Origin of the sequence: Streptomyces sp. NPDC020898 (assembly GCF_044333925.1) — a bacterium.
Classification (GTDB): Bacteria; Actinomycetota; Actinomycetes; order Streptomycetales; family Streptomycetaceae; genus Streptomyces.
This window is the reverse complement of the sequence record NZ_JBIRRV010000008.1, coordinates 146,430-163,155: the sequence shown is the minus strand read 5'-3', so window position 1 is coordinate 163,155 and position 16,726 is coordinate 146,430. Positions and strand designations below refer to the sequence as shown.

Here is a 16,726-nt window from a genome sequence, read left to right as displayed (position 1 = left end):
GGTCAAAACGAGCTCGGCGCAGGCCCCCGCAACGGACAGTACGGGCGGGTGCGCGCGAACCGTCCCGAACCCCAACCACGTTGCCCCTGTGGCCCTCGTGGTCCATGAGAAGCGTCTGAGACGCAGCGGCACAGGGGGTGCACGGCGTCTAGGATGCGCCCATGAGCTTTGGGCAGGGGGGACCTCAATGGGATCCCTGGAAACCGAATACCCCGCAGCAGCCGTGGGACAACCAGGACAACCTGGCCCCGCAGCAGCCCTGGGGCAGCCAGGGCGCCGGTCAGGCCCCCGACTGGGCGGCGCTCGCCGAGGCGTCCGAGACCCGTAACAAGCGCAAGAAACTGCTGCTGACCGTGGGGGCCGCGGTGGCCACCGTCGGCGTGGGCGCGGCCGTCGCCATGGCCGTGGTCAACGCGGACGGCAACAGCCAGGCATCCAACAAACCGACCTCCCAGCTGCCCTCCACCGCGGACATCCCCAGCGACACCGCCGCCGCGGCGCCGTCGTTCGCACCCACCAGCGCCCCGCCGCCGCTGGACCCGAAGGACTTCATATCGAGTGTGAAGAAGGACACGGCGCCCCTGGCCCCGAACGTCCTCTTCCCCGGTACGCAGCTGACGATGGGCGAGCGCCTCTACAAGAAGGGCCCGACCGCCGACACGAAGAACTGCGCGTCGGCGACGAAGGGCACCCTCCCGGCGATCCTCACGGCCAACAAGTGCACCCGCTTCCTGCGCGTCACGTACAGCAAGGACGGCGTCGCGGTGACGGTCGGCGTGGCCGTCTTCGACACCGAGGCCCAGGCCGCGAAGGTCAAGAGCACGGCGGACAAGAAGAGCATCGTCGAGTCCCTGTCCGGCGGCGGCGTCCCGACCTTCTGCCGCGCGGCGATCTGCCGCTCGACGACCAACTCGTACGGCCGCTACAGCTACTTCACGATCGCCGGCTTCACCGACGGCAAGGACGTGACGACGAAGAGCACGGCGGTCTTCACCACGGGCGACGACCTGGCCGAGTTCGCCTTCCGCCAGATCAGACGACGCGGCGAGGCCCAGGCCTCGGCGGCGAGCCAGTAGGACCCGTCACGATCAACGGGACGCAGACCTTCGACCCCGGCGGCTCCAAGGAGGGCACCAACGCCAAAATGGGCACCCTCCCCCTCAACGGCGCCACGGCGGTCACGGCAACGAGCCGCATCTTCCTCACCGTGCAGTCCCCCGGCGACACCTCGACGGACGCCTGGCTGATCGTGGAACCGGCGTAACGACGGCTGTAACTCAAGCAGCGGGCATGGGCGGGGGCCCGAGGCACAGGGCCCCGCCGCACTGTCACTTCCCGCCAGGTCCGCTACCCGCAGCACCCCGCCGCCGGCAACGTCCGCTTGTTCCGCGCCTCCTTGTTCCGCGCCGCCAGCAACTCGTCGGCGGGGTAACCGACTTCCTCCAGCGTCAGCCCGTGCGGCCGTACGACATGCACCGCCGAATCCCGTACGCGGGCCGCCAGCACCTTCCCGGGCCAGTCGGCCCCCCGATGCCCGTCGCCCACGAAGAGCAGCGCCCCGATCAGTGAGCGCACCATGTTGTGGCAGAAGGCGTCGGCCCGCACAGTGGCGGTGATGACCCCGTCGTCACCACGGACGAGGCTCAGCTCCTGGAGCGTACGAATGGTCGTCGCGCCCTCGCGCTTCTTGCAGTAGGCGGCGAAGTCGTGCTCCCCCACAAGCCCTTTGGCCGCCTCGTTCATGGCGTCGACGTCGAGAGGCCAGTCGTGCCACAGGACGTGGTTGCGCAGCAGCGGATCGACTCCACCGGGCTCGTCGGTGACGCGATACGCGTAGCGCCGCCAGACCGCCGAGAACCGCGCGTTGAACCCGTCCGGCGCCTCCCCCGCACGCCACACCCGCACATCCTTGGCCAACCGCCCCGCAAGCCGCTTGAGCAGCTTCTCCCGATGCTCGTCCCACACCTGCACAGGCAGATCGACATGGGCGACCTGCCCCCGCGCATGCACCCCGGCATCGGTACGCCCGGCAACGGTCAGCTCGTACGTGGTCTCCCGCGACCGCGTCACCGTCCGCAGGGCATCCTCGATCTCCCCCTGTACGGTCCTGCGCCCCCCGGCCTGCTTGGCCCACCCGGAGAACGCGGTGCCGTCGTAGGACAGGTCAAGCCGTACCCGTACATGCCCGGGCTCTACGTCATCGCTCACAAACAGATCCTCTCAGCGCGGGGACCGGCCACGGAAACGCGAAAGCGGGCCCGCCCGAAGGCGGACCCGCTCAGACGCGAACCGAAGCTCAGGCGTCCTTGGACTCTTCGGCGGCCTCGTCGGCCGGCTTGGCGTCCTCGACGACCTCGTCGGCAGCCTCGGTCTCGACCGGGGCGTCCTTCTTGAGGACGTCTTCCTTGACGGCACGCTTCGTGGCCGCCTCGGCCTCACCGGTGGCCTGCTGAGCCACGGTCAGGGCCTCCACCAGCTCGATGACAGCCATGGGCGCGTTGTCGCCACGACGGTTACCGATCTTGGTGATACGGGTGTAACCACCCGGGCGGTTCTCGTAGCGCGGGCCGATCTCGGTGAAGAGCGTGTGGACGATGCTCTTGTCCGTGATGACCTGGAGAACCTGACGGCGGTTGTGAAGGTCGCCCTTCTTCGCCTTGGTGACCAGCCGCTCGGCGTACGGACGCAGCTTGCGCGCCTTCGCCTCGGTGGTCGTGATGCGGCCGTGCTCGAAGAGCTGCTTCGCCAGGTTCGCGATGAGCAGCTTCTCGTGCGCGGCACTGCCGCCCAGACGGGCACCCTTGGTGGGCTTCGGCATGGTCTTTCTCCTAGGTGTCTGCCCCGGCCGTATCAGGTACCGAGGTCAGTGTCCGAGCGGGCGGATACCCGTCGAAGATCCGGACAAGGCCCCGAAGGGGCCCAGTCCGGAAGGGGCGCGGGGAACTGCGCGATCAAGCGCAGCGCTCCCGCACCCAAAAACAGAACCGTCTGACCCGAGCTCTTAGTACTGCTCGGTCTCGACGAACCCGGCATCCGCGTCATCGTCGGCGCCAAAGGCGTCAGCCGCGGCGGTCGGGTCGAACCCGGGAGGCGAGTCCTTGAGCGCGAGACCCATCCCGGCGAGCTTCGCCTTGACCTCGTCGATCGACTTCGCACCGAAGTTACGAATGTCGAGCAGGTCGGCCTCGGAACGAGCCACGAGCTCACCCACGGAGTGGATGCCCTCACGCTTGAGGCAGTTGTACGACCTTACCGTGAGCTCCAGCTCCTCGATCGGCAGCGCGAGATCAGCAGCCAGCGCGGCATCGGTCGGGGACGGGCCCATGTCGATGCCCTCGGCGTCGATGTTGAGCTCACGGGCAAGCCCGAACAGCTCAACGAGCGTCTTACCGGCAGACGCCATGGCGTCACGGGGACGCATGGCCTGCTTGGTCTCGACGTCGACGATCAGCTTGTCGAAGTCGGTGCGCTGCTCGACACGCGTCGCCTCGACCTTGTACGTGACCTTGAGAACCGGCGAGTAGATGGAGTCGACCGGAATACGACCGATCTCCTGCCCGATCTGCTTGTTCTGCACGGCGGAGACGTAGCCGCGACCGCGCTCGACGGTCAGCTCCATCTCCAGCTTGCCCTTGCCGTTGAGCGTGGCCAGGACGAGGTCGGGGTTGTGCACCTCGACACCGGCCGGCGGCGCGATGTCGGCGGCGGTGACGAGACCGGGACCCTGCTTGCGCAGGTACATCACGACCGGCTCATCGTGCTCGCTGCTGACGACCAGCTGCTTGATGTTGAGGATGAGGTCGGTGACGTCTTCCTTGACACCCGGCACGGTCGTGAACTCGTGCAGCACGCCGTCGATCCGGATGCTGGTGACAGCCGCACCCGGAATCGAGGAGAGAAGGGTCCGGCGAAGGGAGTTGCCGAGGGTGTAACCGAAGCCCGGCTCCAGCGGCTCGATGACGAACCGGGAGCGGAACTCGTCGACGACCTCTTCGGTCAACGAGGGACGCTGAGCAATCAGCATGTTGCGATCCTTCAGTCATGGGCACCCACTATTTGATGCCCGACTAGTACTACAAGGGTAAGGGCGATACGACTCGAAGGAGCCATACCGCCCGAAACCTCAAACCCGAAACAACCGTGCGTCAGACGCGACGGCGCTTGGGCGGACGGCAGCCGTTGTGCGGAGTCGGGGTGACGTCCTGGATGGAGCCGACCTCGAGACCCGTCGCCTGGAGCGAACGGATGGCGGTCTCGCGACCGGAACCCGGGCCCTTGACGAAGACGTCAACCTTGCGCATGCCGTGCTCCTGCGCGCGGCGGGCGGCCGACTCGGCGGCCATCTGCGCGGCGAAGGGGGTGGACTTGCGCGAGCCCTTGAAGCCGACGTGGCCGGCAGAGGCCCAGGAGATCACGTTGCCCGCGGGGTCCGTGATCGAGACGATCGTGTTGTTGAACGTGCTCTTGATGTGAGCGTGCCCGTGAGCGACGTTCTTCTTTTCCTTGCGGCGCACCTTCTTGGCAGCGCCCTGACGACCCTTGGGGGGCATCTAATTCTCCTACGGGGAGGTGGTCGGTCCTACAGCGAAGACCGCTGATGAAGCGTTGTCCGCTGCGGACTACTTCTTGCCCGGCTTCTTCTTGCCGGCGATGGCGCGACGCGGGCCCTTGCGGGTACGAGCGTTCGTGCTGGTGCGCTGACCGTGGACGGGCAGGCCACGGCGGTGACGAATACCCTGGTAGCAGCCGATCTCGATCTTCCGGCGAATGTCGCCCTGGATCTCGCGACGGAGGTCACCCTCGGTCTTGATGTTGGCGTCCACGTACTCGCGGATCGCGACGAGCTGCTCCTCGGAGAGGTCCCGAACACGGGTGTTCGGGTCGATGCCCGTCTCCGCCAGCGTCAGCTGGGAAAGGGTCCGGCCGATGCCGAACACATAGGTGAGGGCGACCTCCACACGCTTTTCGCGCGGGATGTCAACACCGGAAACGCGTGCCATTCAATGGCTCCAGTTGTCGTTCGGAGGTCTTCCACAAGACCGTTTCCCATCCGCCGGCCTCTCCGCGCTGCGCGACAGACGCAACTGAAGATTAGGTACGAACTGGGTCCCCGGCCTCCGACCGGGGGTATCAGATCCGTTCGGATCTGGGCCCTGCGTATGAACATGTACTGCTCGCGTCGCGCGAATTTCTGCGGGTGCAGAAGGGTGGTCGTGCGTCAGCCCTGGCGCTGCTTGTGCCTCGGGTTCTCGCAGATGACCATGACCCGACCGTGACGGCGGATCACCCTGCACTTGTCGCAGATCTTCTTGACGCTCGGCTTGACCTTCATGGGGTGAGGTTCTCCGGGTCAGTTGCCGGCGGCCCCGCTCGCACGGGACGTGGGCAAGATCTACTTGTATCGGTAGACGATCCGGCCACGCGTCAGGTCGTACGGAGACAACTCCACCACGACCCGGTCGTCAGGGAGGATGCGGATGTAGTGCATACGCATCTTGCCGCTGATGTGTGCCAGCACCTGGTGGCCGTTCTGGAGCTCAACCTTGAACATGGCGTTCGGAAGAGACTCGACGACAGTGCCCTCGATCTCGATGGCACCTTGCTTCTTGGCCACGCTTCGCCCTTCGAATCGACTACCTTGATCGACTCTCGATGCGTTCCCCCTAAGGGCGCATGCGGACATGCGGATGCACGAGAGCCGACGAGTCAGTCTACGTCAGCGCACCCGGAAAGACGAATCGAGGAAGAATGCCCCACCGGGATGATCCTTAACCAGCACCACGCCCACGCCCGAGCAGCGCCCTCCGGAAACGCCCCCCTCGCCCAGTCTCCGAGGGCGGCCAGAACAGCCCCCAGCGCGGAAGAGCCGGGTGCAGGGGACTCAGTCCCCACCGGCCATTCAGAAACGGAGCCTACGGAGCAGGGAGGGTGCAAGGCGCACCCACCAGGGTCCAGGGGCAGAGCCCCCGGAACGGGCTGGGGCTGCAGCCCACCCAGGCCCCACCCGGGTGCCCAGGGGGCACAGCCCCAAAGCGGGGTTGCAGGGGACGCAGCCCCCGCCAGGCGCCAGGGCACGAGCAGGGGTCAGGGAACGCACTCCCCACCGGGAATGCAGCCGCCGCCCCCACCGGGCGTACGGACGGGCCCAGGGGCACAGCCCTGCAGCGGGGCCCAGGGGGCGCAGTCCCCGGTCGGGACACAGGGGGCGCAGTCCCCGGTCGGGACACAGGGGGCTGCGCCCCGAGCCAGGACCAGGGGAACCAGTCCACCCAGCCCCCACCGGGGGTACGGACCACCAGGGACCCAGGAGCACAGCCCCAGAGCGGGGTGCAGGGGACGCAGTCCCCGCCAGGGCGCCCAAGGGAGCCGCGCCGCGAGCAGGGGCCCAGGGAACACAGTCCCCACCGGGGGTGCGGACCGACCAGGGACCCAGGAGCACAGCCCCGAAGCGGGGTGCAGGGGACGCAGTCCCCGCCGGGGGGTTCAGGGGGCGGAGCCCCCTGGCGGGGGCGAAGGGGCGGAGCCCCTGGGGATGGGACGGGTAGGGGCGGCGGGGGCGAAACCCCTACGCCAGCGGATCCGGCGCCGCAGTCACACCATGCTCCGCCAGCTTCGCCCTACCCCCGTCGGGAGACGTCAGCACCAACGGCCCCTCCTCCGTCAACGCCACCGAATGCTCCCAGTGCGACGACCAGGTCCCGTCCGTCGTAATAACCGTCCAGTCGTCCTCAAGCACCTTGGTCCGCGGCGTACCCAACGACACCATCGGCTCGATGGCGAGGCAGAACCCGGGCACCAGCTTCGGCCCCTTGCCCCGCTTGCGCTCGACGTAGTTCAGCAGATGCGGGTCCATGTGCATCTCGGTACCGATGCCGTGCCCGCCGTAGTCCTCGATGATCCCGTACCGCCCGCCGCCCGCCCTGGGCTGACGCCGGATGTACGTCTCGATGGCCCGCGAGACATCGACCAGCCGGTTCCCCTGCTTCATCGCGGCGATGCCCGCCCACATCGACTCCTCGGTCACCCGGGACAGCTCCACGAGCTCCGGCGCATGCCCGGACCCCACGAACGCCGTGTACGCCGCGTCCCCGTGCCAGCCGTCGATGATCGCGCCGCAGTCGATGGAGATGAGGTCCCCGTCCTTCAGCACGACCTCGTCGGACGGGATGCCGTGGACGACCACCTCGTTGACGGAGGTGCAGATAGTGGCCGGGAACCCGCCGTACCCAAGGAAGTTCGGCTTCGCGTTGTGCTCCGCGAGCACCTTCCGCGCCACCATGTCCAGATCCTTCGTACTGGCGCCGGGCACGGCCGCCTCACGAGTGGCCGCGTGGATGGCGGCGACGACCAGCCCCGCCTCGCGCATCTTGGCGATCTGCTCGCGGGTCTTGATCTGCACCATGGGGACTACGGCCTTTCTTGACCGGGGAGCGAACGAACACATTCAAAGATACGGGCCCGGTAACTTCCAGCCCGTCCGGCACCTGAGGACAAGGCAGTCCGGCCCGAAGCCCACAGATACGGGGACCGCAACCCGCGCATACGTAAGCCGCGGCTCCCCAGGGAACCGCGGCCTACGCCTGCACAAAACTGAAACTGCTACGACCGGCGGAGCTAGTCGTCACCCTTCAGCGCGGCCATGGCCTTGCCGGTGACGTCCTCCACCTTCCCCAGCGCCGAGATCGTCACCACGAGGCCCTGGGCCTTGTAGTAGTCGATGATCGGCTCGGTCTGGGTGTGGTAGACCTCCAGCCGCTTGCGAACCGTCTCCTCGGAGTCGTCGTCCCGCTGGTACAGCTCGCCACCGCAGACGTCACAGACGCCCTCGGCCTTCGGCGTCTGGTACGTCACGTGGAAGACATGTGCCGAGTCGTTACGGCAGATACGGCGGCCGGCGATGCGCTTGACCACCTCGTCCTCGGGGACCTCCAGGTCGAGAACCGCGTCCAACTTCATGGACTCGACCTTGAGCATCTCGTCCAGCGCCTCCGCCTGCGACACGTTCCGCGGGAAGCCGTCCAGCAGGAAGCCGTTCGCCGCGTCGGGCTGCTCCATGCGGTCCTTGGCCATCGCGATCGTGACCTCGTCAGGAACCAGGTTCCCCGCGTCCATGTAGGACTTGGCGAGTTTCCCGAGTTCCGTCTGCTTGCTGATGTTGGCCCGGAAGAGGTCGCCCGTGGAGATGTGCGGGATCAACAGGTTCTTGGCAAGGAACGCGGCCTGCGTTCCCTTCCCGGCACCAGGCGGCCCGACGAGGACGATTCGCATCAGCGGAGGAACCCTTCGTAATTGCGCTGCTGGAGCTGGCTCTCAATCTGCTTCACGGTCTCAAGACCGACACCCACGATGATCAGGATGCTGGTCCCACCGAACGGGAAGTTCTGGTTTGCCCCGAAACCAACCAACGCCATCGTCGGTACGAGAGCGATCAGACCCAGGTACAGCGAACCCGGCCAGGTGATCCGGTTGAGTACGTAACTCAGGTACTCAGCGGTCGGCCGACCAGCCCGGATGCCCGGGATGAAGCCACCATACTTCTTCATGTTGTCGGCTACTTCTTCGGGGTTGAAGGAGATGGCGACGTAGAAGAACGCGAAGAAAACGATCAGCAAGAAGTACGTGGTGATGTAAATCGGGTGGTCACCCTTGGTCAGGTTCTGCTCGATCCACGTCTTCCAGCTGGAGCTTCCGGAGGAGAACTGCGCGATCAGCGCCGGAATATAGAGCAGCGAGGAGGCAAAGATCACAGGGATGATGCCGGCCTGGTTGACCTTGAGCGGGATGTACGTCGACGTACCGCCGTAGGACCGACGGCCGATCATGCGCTTCGCGTACTGAACCGGAATGCGGCGCTGAGCCTGCTCGACGAAGACCACCAACGCGACCATGACGAGGCCGACGGCGACGACCGTGCCGAACTCGATCCAGCCGCCCGCCAGGTTGCCCTGGGTCTTGATGGCCCACAGCGCGGACGGGAAGGTCGCGGCGATCGAGATGAACATCAGGATGGACATGCCGTTGCCGATACCGCGGTCGGTGATGAGCTCACCGAGCCACATGACGACGGCCGTACCGGCGGTCATCGTGACGACCATGGTGATGGTCACGAAGATCGACTGGTCCGGGACGATCTCGCCGGCGACCGGGCAGCCGCTGAAGAGAGCGCCACTGCGGGCGGTGGCGACCAGGCCCGTGCCCTGCAGGATGGCGAGAGCCACCGTCAGATAACGGGTGTACTGCGTGATCTTCGACGTACCGGCCTGGCCCTCCTTCTTGAGGGCCTCCAGACGCGGGATCACCACCGTCAGCAGCTGCAGGATGATGCTCGCCGTGATGTACGGCATGATGCCCAGCGCGAAGATCGTGATCTGCAGCAGCGCCCCGCCGCTGAACATGTTCACCAGGCCGAACAGGCCCTGGTTTCCGTCCTTCGCGACGTTGATGCACGTCTGGACGTTCTGGTAGTCGACACCGGGGATCGGGATGTGTGTGCCCACCCGATAGACCACGATGATGCCGAGCGTGAAGAGCAGCTTCTTGCGCAGGTCGGGCGTCTTGAACGCCCGGGCGAACGCGGTGAGCACGGTGCCTCCTGCGACCCCCGCGCTACTGCGTCAGAGGTGACGGTCTTGAGGTTCGACGAATAAGCGGACAGATAACTAACAGCCAAGAGGGGCCCGGAGTTCCTCGTGAGCGCACCGGACTCAAATTGACATTGCTGGCCACCATACCGGCGACCACGCCTCCCTAGGAACGACCAACCGGGGATACCCCATTTGTGGGGTATCCCCGGCAGGGATCGCTCAGGTCATCGAGGCGCCTGTGGTGTTCAGACGAGCTCGGTGACGGTACCGCCGGCGGCGGTGATCTTCTCCTTGGCAGAACCGGAGACGGCGTCGACCGTCACCTGCAGCGCCACGGAGATCTCGCCCTGGCCGAGGACCTTGACGAGGCTGTTCTTGCGAACCGCACCGTTGGCGACGAGCCCCTCGACGGTGACTTCGCCACCCTCCGGGTACAGCGACGCCAGCTTGTCGAGGTTCACGACCTGGTACTCGGTCTTGAACGGGTTCTTGAAGCCCTTGAGCTTCGGGAGACGCATGTGGAGGGGCATCTGCCCGCCCTCGAAGCGCTCCGGAACCTGGTAACGAGCCTTCGTGCCCTTGGTACCACGTCCAGCCGTCTTACCCTTCGACGCCTCACCACGACCCACACGGGTCTTGGCGGTCTTGGCGCCCGGGGCGGGACGGAGGTTGTGGATCTTGAGCGGGTTGTTCTCCGCCATGATCAGTCGACCTCCTCAACCGTCACGAGGTGGCGGACGGTGTGAACCATTCCGCGGAACTCGGGGCGGTCCTCCTTGACGACCTGCGTGTTGATGCCCTTGAGACCAAGGGACCGCAGGGTGTCACGGTGGTTCTGCTTGCTGCCGATGTACGACTTCGTCTGCGTGACCTTGAGGCGAGCCATTACGCACCCGCTCCCGCACGTGCACGGAGCAGAGCCGCGGGGGCGACGTCCTCGAGGGGCAGACCGCGGCGGGCCGCGATCTCCTCGGGACGCTGCAGGCCCTTGAGGGCCGCCACGGTCGCGTGCACGATGTTGATCGCGTTGGACGAGCCGAGCGACTTCGACAGGATGTCGTGAACGCCGGCGCACTCCAGGACAGCACGCACCGGGCCACCGGCGATAACGCCGGTACCGGGGGAAGCAGGCTTGAGCAGGACGACGCCCGCGGCCTTCTCGCCCGTGATCGGGTGCGGGATGGTGCCCTGGATACGGGGGACCTTGAAGAAGTGCTTCTTGGCCTCTTCAACACCCTTGGCGATCGCGGCCGGCACCTCCTTGGCCTTGCCGTAACCGACACCGACGGTGCCATCGCCATCGCCCACTACGACGAGCGCAGTGAAGCTGAAGCGACGACCACCCTTCACAACCTTGGCGACGCGGTTGATCGCGACAACGCGCTCAACGTACGCGGTCTTCTCGGCGGCAGCAGCGCCGCCGTCACGGCCCTTCCGGTCCCGCCGCTCGCCGCCACCGGCACCGCTTCCGCGGCGCTGGGGTCCAGCCATTGGATTACCTCTCTCTTTTTCCGCTAGCTACGCTGCGCTGCGGCGGTCAAGCCGCAAGCGCGACGGGCGGCTCAGAACTTGAGCCCGGCTTCGCGGGCGGCGTCGGCCAGGGCGGCGATACGCCCGGCGTACCGGCTGCCACCACGGTCGAACACGACGGTCTCGACACCGGCGGCCTTGGCGCGCTCGGCGACGAGTGCGCCGACCTTGCCGGCCTGCGCCGACTTGTCTTCGCCCTCGTTACCGCGGATCGAGGCGTCCAGGGTCGACGCCGACGCCAGGGTGTGACCCTTGATGTCGTCGATGACCTGGGCCACGATGTGGCGGTTCGAGCGGGTTACCACCAGGCGGGGACGCTCACCCGTTCCGTTGACCTTCTTACGGATCCGGATGTGACGCCGCTTGATGGCAGCACGCTTGTAAGCGTCGCCCTTAGCGATCTTCGTACCGTATGCCATGGCTTACTTACCCGCCTTTCCGACCTTGCGGCGGATGACTTCGCCCTCGTACTTGACGCCCTTGGCCTTGTACGGGTCGGGCTTGCGCAGCTTGCGGATGTTGGCCGCAACCTCGCCGACCTTCTGCTTGTCGATGCCCTCGACCGAGAACCGCGTCGGGTTCTCGACCTTGAAGCTGATGCCCTCGGGCGCTTCGACGGTGATCGGGTGGCTGTAGCCGAGCGCGAACTCGAGGTTCGAGCCCTTCGCCGCCACGCGGTAACCGACACCGCTGATCTCGAGCTTCTTCACGTAACCCTGGGTCACGCCGGTGATCATGTTCGCCACCAGCGTGCGGGACAGGCCGTGCAGGGCCTTGTTCTGACGCTCGTCGTTGGGGCGGGTGACGTTGAGAACGCCGTCCTCACCCTTGGCGATGTCGATCGGCGCAGCGACGGTGTGGGAGAGAGAGCCCTTGGGGCCCTTCACCGAAACCGTACGGCCGTCGATGGTGACGTCCACGCCGGCGGGAACCGTGATGGGGAGCTTGCCAATACGCGACATAGCTGTTTCCTCCGTTCCCTTCTACCAGACGTAGGCGAGGACTTCTCCGCCTACGCCCTTCTTGCCGGCCTGCTTGTCGGTGAGGAGACCGTGCGACGTGGAGATGATCGCCACGCCCAGGCCGCCGAGCACCTTCGGCAGGTTGGTGGACTTCGCGTACACCCGGAGACCGGGCTTGGAGATCCGCTTGATGCCCGCGATGGAGCGCTCACGGTTCGGACCGAACTTCAGCTCGAGGACGAGCTTCTTGCCGACTTCGGCGTCCTCGACCTTCCAGCCGGTGATGAAGCCCTCCTGCTGGAGGATCTCCGCGATGTGCGACTTGATCTTGCTGTGCGGCATCGCGACATCGTCGTGGTACGCCGAGTTCGCGTTACGCAGACGAGTCAGCATGTCCGCGATCGGATCAGTCATGGTCATGAATTGGCCTTCGGCCTCTCTCGCCGGGGTTTCCTGTATGCGCCATCCCTCTCCCCACTCACTCAGTGGCGGGACGGGTGCGGTGCGGGGGACCTACGGCGTAGTAAGTCGTACGGGCGGCAATCAGGCGCCCAACCCTCCAAGCCTAAGCCATGAAAGGGTGGGCGCCTGACACGCCCATTGCTTACCGAGAGCTTCCGGAATCCCGAAGTACGGGACTACCAGGAGCTCTTGGTCACGCCCGGCAGCTCGCCACGGTGAGCCATCTCACGAAGGCACACGCGGCAGAGGCCGAACTTGCGGTACACGGAGTGCGGACGGCCGCAGCGCTGGCAGCGCGTGTAGCCGCGTACTCCGAACTTGGGCTTACGAGCAGCCTTGGCAATCAGAGCCTTCTTCGCCATCTCGCTTACGCCTCCTTGAAGGGGAAGCCGAGGTGACGGAGAAGGGCGCGGCCCTCAGCGTCGTTGGTCGCCGTGGTCACCACGGTGATGTCCATACCCCGGGTGCGGTCGATCTTGTCCTGGTCGATCTCGTGGAACATGACCTGCTCCGTGAGACCGAAGGTGTAGTTGCCACGGCCGTCGAACTGCTTGGGGGACAGACCACGGAAGTCGCGGATGCGCGGCAGCGCGAGCGACAGGGTGCGGTCCAGGAACTCCCACATGCGGTCGCCACGGAGCGTGACGTGGGCACCGATCGGCTGACCCTCGCGCAGCTTGAACTGCGCGATGGACTTGCGGGCCTTGGTGACGGCCGGCTTCTGACCGGTGATGGTGGTCAGGTCACGGACGGCACCGTCCATGAGCTTCGAGTCACGGGCGGCGTCGCCGACACCCATGTTGACCACGATCTTGACGAGACCGGGGATCTGCATGACGTTCTCGTAGGAGAACTCCTCACGCAGCTTGCCCGCGATCTCCTCGCGGTACTTCGTCTTGAGACGCGGAGTCGTGGTGGTAGCCATCAGATGTCCTCACCCGTCCGCTTGGCAACGCGAACCTTGTTGCCCTCGTCGTCGAAGCGGTAACCGACACGCGTGACAACCTTGTTGCCGTCCTTCTCAACGACCAGCTGGACGTTGGAGACGTGGACGGGCGCCTCGGTCGTGACGATGCCGCCGGCCTGCGAACCCTTGGCGGTCGGGCCTGCCTTGGTGTGCTTCTTGACCCGGTTGACACCCTCGACCAGGACGCGGTCCTCGCGGGGGAAGGCCGCGATGACCTTGCCCTGCTTGCCCTTGTCCTTACCGGTGATGACCTGAACCAGGTCGCCCTTCTTGATCTTCATGCTTACAGCACCTCCGGCGCGAGCGAGATGATCTTCATGAACTTCTTCTCGCGCAGCTCCCGGCCGACCGGGCCGAAGATACGGGTGCCACGAGGGTCGCCGTCGTTCTTCAGAACAACAGCGGCGTTCTCGTCAAATCGGATGTACGAGCCGTCGGGACGGCGGCGCTCCTTGACGGTGCGAACGATGACCGCCTTGATGACGTCACCCTTCTTCACGTTGCCACCGGGGATCGCGTCCTTGACGGTGGCGACGATGACGTCACCGATGCCCGCGTAGCGGCGACCGGAGCCACCGAGGACACGGATGCAAAGGATTTCCTTCGCACCAGTGTTGTCGGCGACACGCAGTCGCGACTCCTGCTGGATCACGTCTATCTCCTGATTGTCTGCCGGTTCCCGGCGAGCTCCGTAACTGACTTACGGAGCTCACCGAGCCTGGCGGAACTGCCCTGCGGGGGTGCCCGCAGGAGATTACTTGGCTACTTCGCCTTCTCGAGGATCTCGACGATGCGCCAGCGCTTCGTGGCGGACAGCGGACGCGTCTCCATGAGGAGGACGCGGTCGCCGACGCCGGCAGCGTTCTGCTCGTCGTGCGCCTTGAGCTTGTTCGTACGGCGGATGACCTTGCCGTACAGCGCGTGCTTCACGCGGTCCTCGACGGCGACGACGACGGTCTTGTCCATCTTGTCGCTGACGACGAGACCCTCACGGGTCTTGCGGAAGCCGCGGGCTTCGGTCTGCTCAGTCACATTGCTCTCGCTCATCAGGCGCTCTCCACCGTTTCGATGCCCAGCTCGCGCTCACGCATCAGGGTGTAGATCCGCGCGATGTCCTTACGGACGGCCTTGAGCCGACCGTGGTTCTCGAGCTGACCGGTCGCCGCCTGGAAGCGGAGGTTGAACAGCTCTTCCTTGGCTTCGCGGAGCTTGTTGAGAAGCTCCTCGTCACCCAGTTCGCGCAGCTCGGACGCCTTGGTACCGGCCGACATCACGCTTCACCTGCCTCGCGCTTGACGATCCGGCACTTCATCGGCAGCTTGTGGGCTGCGCGAGTGAGGGCCTCACGGGCGATCTTCTCGTTGGGGTAGGACAGTTCGAACATGACCCGGCCCGGGTGCACGTTCGCGATCCACCACTCGGGAGAACCCTTACCGGAACCCATGCGGGTCTCGGCAGGCTTCTTCGTGAGCGGGCGGTCCGGATAGATGTTGATCCAGACCTTGCCGCCACGCTTGATGTGGCGGGTCATCGCGATACGTGCGGCCTCGATCTGGCGGTTGGTCACGTAAGCCGGCGTGACGGCCTGAATGCCGTACTCGCCGAACGCAACCGTCGTACCGCCCTTGGCCATGCCACGGCGCTTGGGGTGGTGCTGCTTGCGGTGCTTGACCCTACGGGGGATCAGCATGTCGGTCAGGCCTCCGTTCCGGTGCTTTCAGCAGCCGGAGCGGCAGCCGCCGGAGCCTCGGCCTTGGGGGCCTCGGCAGCGGGAGCCTGCTGCGGCTTGCGGCCGCGGCCGCCACGCTCGCCACCACGGCCACCACCACGGGCCGGACGGTCGCTGCCGCCACCGGCTCCGCCACGGGCCGGGCGGTTACCCGCACGGGCAGCAGCGTTCTCGGCGCGGACCTCGGCGATGTTCTTGACGTCGCCCTTGTAGATCCAGACCTTCACACCGATACGGCCGAAGGTCGTCTTGGCCTCGAAGAAGCCGTAGTCGACGTTCGCACGGAGGGTGTGCAGGGGCACACGGCCCTCGCGGTAGAACTCCGAGCGGGACATCTCGGCGCCGCCGAGACGGCCACCGCACTGGATCTTGATGCCCTTGGCGCCGGCCTTCATGGCGGACTGCATGCTCTTACGCATGGCCCGACGGAAGGAGACGCGGGAGGACAGCTGCTCGGCGACGGCCTGGGCCACCAGCTGAGCGTCCGTCTCCGGGTTCTTGACCTCGAGGATGTTGAGCTGGACCTGCTTCTTGGTCAGCTTCTCCAGGTCGCCGCGAATACGGTCGGCCTCGGCGCCGCGGCGACCGATGACGATGCCCGGACGCGCGGTGTGGATGTCGACGCGGACGCGGTCACGGGTGCGCTCGATCTCAACCTTCGAGATACCGGCGCGCTCCATGCCGGACGTCATCATCCGACGGATGGCGACGTCTTCACCGACGTAGTCCTTGTACAGCTTGTCGGCGTACCAACGCGACTTGAAGTCGGTGGTGATGCCGAGTCGGAACCCGTGCGGGTTTACCTTCTGGCCCATTACCGGGAACCTTCCTTGCTGCTGACGACCACGGTGATGTGGCTGGTCCGCTTGCGGATCCGGTAGGCGCGGCCCTGGGCACGCGGACGGAACCGCTTCAGGGTCGGACCCTCGTCGACGTACGCCTCAGTGATGACGAGGCTGCCGGCGTCGGTGTGGTCGTAGTTGTGTGCGGCGTTGGCGATGGCGCTGTCAAGCACCTTGCCGACCGGCACGCTCGCGGCCTGCGGGGCGAAACGCAGGACCGCCTGAGCCTCCGTGGCGTCCATGCCACGGATAAGGTCCACCACGCGGCGGGCCTTCATGGGCGTGACGCGGATGTACCGCGCCTGGGCCCTGGCTTCCATGGTTGTCCTTCCAGTGTCTGTCATGGTCATTCCACCCCGCGTTAGCGGCGCTTCGACTTCCGGTCGTCCTTGACGTGACCCCGGAAGGTGCGCGTCGGCGAGAACTCGCCGAGCTTGTGGCCGACCATCGACTCGGTGACAAACACCGGAATGTGGGTCTTGCCGTTGTGCACCGCGATCGTGTGGCCCAGCATGGCCGGGATGATCATCGAGCGACGGGACCAGGTCTTGATGACGTTCTTGGAACCGGCTTCGTTCTGTACGTCCACCTTCTTGATGAGGTGGTCGTCGACGAAGGGCCCCTTCTTGAGACTGCGCGGCATCTAAACC

At 66.0% G+C, this 16,726-nt stretch carries 27 protein-coding genes; 1 reads left to right on the top strand and 26 read right to left on the bottom strand.

Annotated features, from left to right (window positions below):
- Positions 1-161: 161 nt before the first annotated feature.
- Complete coding sequence (locus ACH4TV_RS25665; RefSeq protein WP_398401914.1) at positions 162-1,076, top strand: hypothetical protein; 915 nt, start codon at positions 162-164, stop codon at positions 1,074-1,076.
- A gap of 271 nt (positions 1,077-1,347) precedes the next feature.
- Here ACH4TV_RS25665 and truA read toward each other — a convergent pair whose 3' ends face one another.
- The 26 genes from truA to rpsS all read right to left on the bottom strand — a co-directional run bounded on the left by truA (position 1,348) and on the right by rpsS (position 16,719).
- Positions 1,348-2,208 carry a tRNA pseudouridine(38-40) synthase TruA gene (truA, locus tag ACH4TV_RS25660; protein ID WP_398401913.1) on the bottom strand — a complete coding sequence of 287 codons (861 nt, stop codon included), beginning with the start codon at positions 2,206-2,208 and terminating at the stop codon, positions 1,348-1,350.
- 88 nt (positions 2,209-2,296) lie between these two features.
- Entirely contained in the window at positions 2,297-2,818 is a 522-nt protein-coding gene (rplQ, locus tag ACH4TV_RS25655) for a 50S ribosomal protein L17 (protein WP_398401912.1), read from the bottom strand.
- 183 nt (positions 2,819-3,001) lie between these two features.
- Complete coding sequence (locus tag ACH4TV_RS25650) at positions 3,002-4,024, bottom strand: DNA-directed RNA polymerase subunit alpha (protein WP_307045305.1); 1,023 nt, start codon at positions 4,022-4,024, stop codon at positions 3,002-3,004.
- Between the two features lie 121 nt (positions 4,025-4,145).
- The gene (gene rpsK, locus ACH4TV_RS25645; protein ID WP_006376016.1) at positions 4,146-4,550 is read right to left on the bottom strand and encodes a 30S ribosomal protein S11; all 405 of its coding nucleotides are present in this window, start codon (positions 4,548-4,550) and stop codon (positions 4,146-4,148) included.
- Between the two features lie 69 nt (positions 4,551-4,619).
- A complete protein-coding gene (gene rpsM, locus ACH4TV_RS25640; protein WP_006376031.1) occupies positions 4,620-5,000 on the bottom strand; it encodes a 30S ribosomal protein S13 in 381 nt (126 codons plus the stop codon).
- 218 nt (positions 5,001-5,218) lie between these two features.
- Positions 5,219-5,332, bottom strand: coding sequence for a 50S ribosomal protein L36 (gene rpmJ / locus ACH4TV_RS25635; protein WP_003998809.1), 114 nt, complete (start codon positions 5,330-5,332; stop codon positions 5,219-5,221).
- A gap of 60 nt (positions 5,333-5,392) precedes the next feature.
- Positions 5,393-5,614 (bottom strand): translation initiation factor IF-1, encoded by a 222-nt coding sequence (infA, locus tag ACH4TV_RS25630; RefSeq protein WP_003948620.1) that lies wholly within the window; start codon positions 5,612-5,614, stop codon positions 5,393-5,395.
- 951 nt (positions 5,615-6,565) lie between these two features.
- Entirely contained in the window at positions 6,566-7,402 is an 837-nt protein-coding gene (gene map, locus ACH4TV_RS25625) for a type I methionyl aminopeptidase (protein WP_398401908.1), read from the bottom strand.
- 212 nt (positions 7,403-7,614) lie between these two features.
- Entirely contained in the window at positions 7,615-8,268 is a 654-nt protein-coding gene (locus tag ACH4TV_RS25620; protein ID WP_398401906.1) for an adenylate kinase, read from the bottom strand.
- Complete coding sequence (secY, locus tag ACH4TV_RS25615) at positions 8,268-9,584, bottom strand: preprotein translocase subunit SecY (protein WP_398401904.1); 1,317 nt, start codon at positions 9,582-9,584, stop codon at positions 8,268-8,270. Before secY ends, ACH4TV_RS25620 begins: the two co-directional genes overlap by 1 nt.
- Positions 9,585-9,829: 245 nt before the next feature.
- A complete protein-coding gene (gene rplO / locus ACH4TV_RS25610) occupies positions 9,830-10,285 on the bottom strand; it encodes a 50S ribosomal protein L15 (protein WP_398401902.1) in 456 nt (151 codons plus the stop codon).
- Between the two features lie 2 nt (positions 10,286-10,287).
- Positions 10,288-10,470 (bottom strand): 50S ribosomal protein L30, encoded by a 183-nt coding sequence (rpmD, locus tag ACH4TV_RS25605; protein WP_055553514.1) that lies wholly within the window; start codon positions 10,468-10,470, stop codon positions 10,288-10,290.
- Entirely contained in the window at positions 10,470-11,075 is a 606-nt protein-coding gene (rpsE, locus tag ACH4TV_RS25600; protein WP_006376045.1) for a 30S ribosomal protein S5, read from the bottom strand. Before rpsE ends, rpmD begins: the two co-directional genes overlap by 1 nt.
- Positions 11,076-11,146: 71 nt before the next feature.
- Positions 11,147-11,533 carry a 50S ribosomal protein L18 gene (gene rplR, locus ACH4TV_RS25595; RefSeq protein WP_318322838.1) on the bottom strand — a complete coding sequence of 129 codons (387 nt, stop codon included), beginning with the start codon at positions 11,531-11,533 and terminating at the stop codon, positions 11,147-11,149.
- 3 nt (positions 11,534-11,536) lie between these two features.
- Entirely contained in the window at positions 11,537-12,076 is a 540-nt protein-coding gene (gene rplF / locus ACH4TV_RS25590) for a 50S ribosomal protein L6 (RefSeq protein WP_398401899.1), read from the bottom strand.
- A gap of 21 nt (positions 12,077-12,097) precedes the next feature.
- Positions 12,098-12,496 (bottom strand): 30S ribosomal protein S8, encoded by a 399-nt coding sequence (gene rpsH / locus ACH4TV_RS25585; RefSeq protein WP_006376041.1) that lies wholly within the window; start codon positions 12,494-12,496, stop codon positions 12,098-12,100.
- Positions 12,497-12,714: 218 nt separating this feature from the next.
- The gene (locus tag ACH4TV_RS25580; protein ID WP_003948630.1) at positions 12,715-12,900 is read right to left on the bottom strand and encodes a type Z 30S ribosomal protein S14; all 186 of its coding nucleotides are present in this window, start codon (positions 12,898-12,900) and stop codon (positions 12,715-12,717) included.
- A gap of 5 nt (positions 12,901-12,905) precedes the next feature.
- Positions 12,906-13,463 (bottom strand): 50S ribosomal protein L5, encoded by a 558-nt coding sequence (rplE, locus tag ACH4TV_RS25575; protein WP_398401897.1) that lies wholly within the window; start codon positions 13,461-13,463, stop codon positions 12,906-12,908.
- Positions 13,463-13,786, bottom strand: a complete 324-nt coding sequence (gene rplX, locus ACH4TV_RS25570; RefSeq protein WP_266435029.1) for a 50S ribosomal protein L24 — start codon at positions 13,784-13,786, stop codon at positions 13,463-13,465. The genes rplE and rplX overlap by 1 nt, the downstream gene beginning before the upstream one ends.
- Positions 13,787-13,788: 2 nt before the next feature.
- Positions 13,789-14,157 carry a 50S ribosomal protein L14 gene (rplN, locus tag ACH4TV_RS25565; protein WP_006376015.1) on the bottom strand — a complete coding sequence of 123 codons (369 nt, stop codon included), beginning with the start codon at positions 14,155-14,157 and terminating at the stop codon, positions 13,789-13,791.
- Positions 14,158-14,267: 110 nt separating this feature from the next.
- Positions 14,268-14,552: a 30S ribosomal protein S17 gene (gene rpsQ / locus ACH4TV_RS25560; RefSeq protein ID WP_398401895.1), complete on the bottom strand. Its 285-nt coding sequence runs from the start codon at positions 14,550-14,552 to the stop codon at positions 14,268-14,270.
- Positions 14,552-14,776 (bottom strand): 50S ribosomal protein L29, encoded by a 225-nt coding sequence (gene rpmC, locus ACH4TV_RS25555; RefSeq protein ID WP_005481220.1) that lies wholly within the window; start codon positions 14,774-14,776, stop codon positions 14,552-14,554. The genes rpsQ and rpmC overlap by 1 nt, the downstream gene beginning before the upstream one ends.
- Positions 14,776-15,195: a 50S ribosomal protein L16 gene (gene rplP / locus ACH4TV_RS25550; RefSeq protein ID WP_235475505.1), complete on the bottom strand. Its 420-nt coding sequence runs from the start codon at positions 15,193-15,195 to the stop codon at positions 14,776-14,778. Before rplP ends, rpmC begins: the two co-directional genes overlap by 1 nt.
- A gap of 5 nt (positions 15,196-15,200) precedes the next feature.
- Positions 15,201-16,049: a 30S ribosomal protein S3 gene (rpsC, locus tag ACH4TV_RS25545; protein WP_398401892.1), complete on the bottom strand. Its 849-nt coding sequence runs from the start codon at positions 16,047-16,049 to the stop codon at positions 15,201-15,203.
- Positions 16,049-16,396, bottom strand: coding sequence for a 50S ribosomal protein L22 (gene rplV, locus ACH4TV_RS25540; RefSeq protein ID WP_235475507.1), 348 nt, complete (start codon positions 16,394-16,396; stop codon positions 16,049-16,051). The genes rpsC and rplV overlap by 1 nt, the downstream gene beginning before the upstream one ends.
- A gap of 41 nt (positions 16,397-16,437) precedes the next feature.
- The gene (gene rpsS, locus ACH4TV_RS25535; RefSeq protein WP_006376029.1) at positions 16,438-16,719 is read right to left on the bottom strand and encodes a 30S ribosomal protein S19; all 282 of its coding nucleotides are present in this window, start codon (positions 16,717-16,719) and stop codon (positions 16,438-16,440) included.
- Between the last annotated feature and the right edge of the window lie 7 nt (positions 16,720-16,726).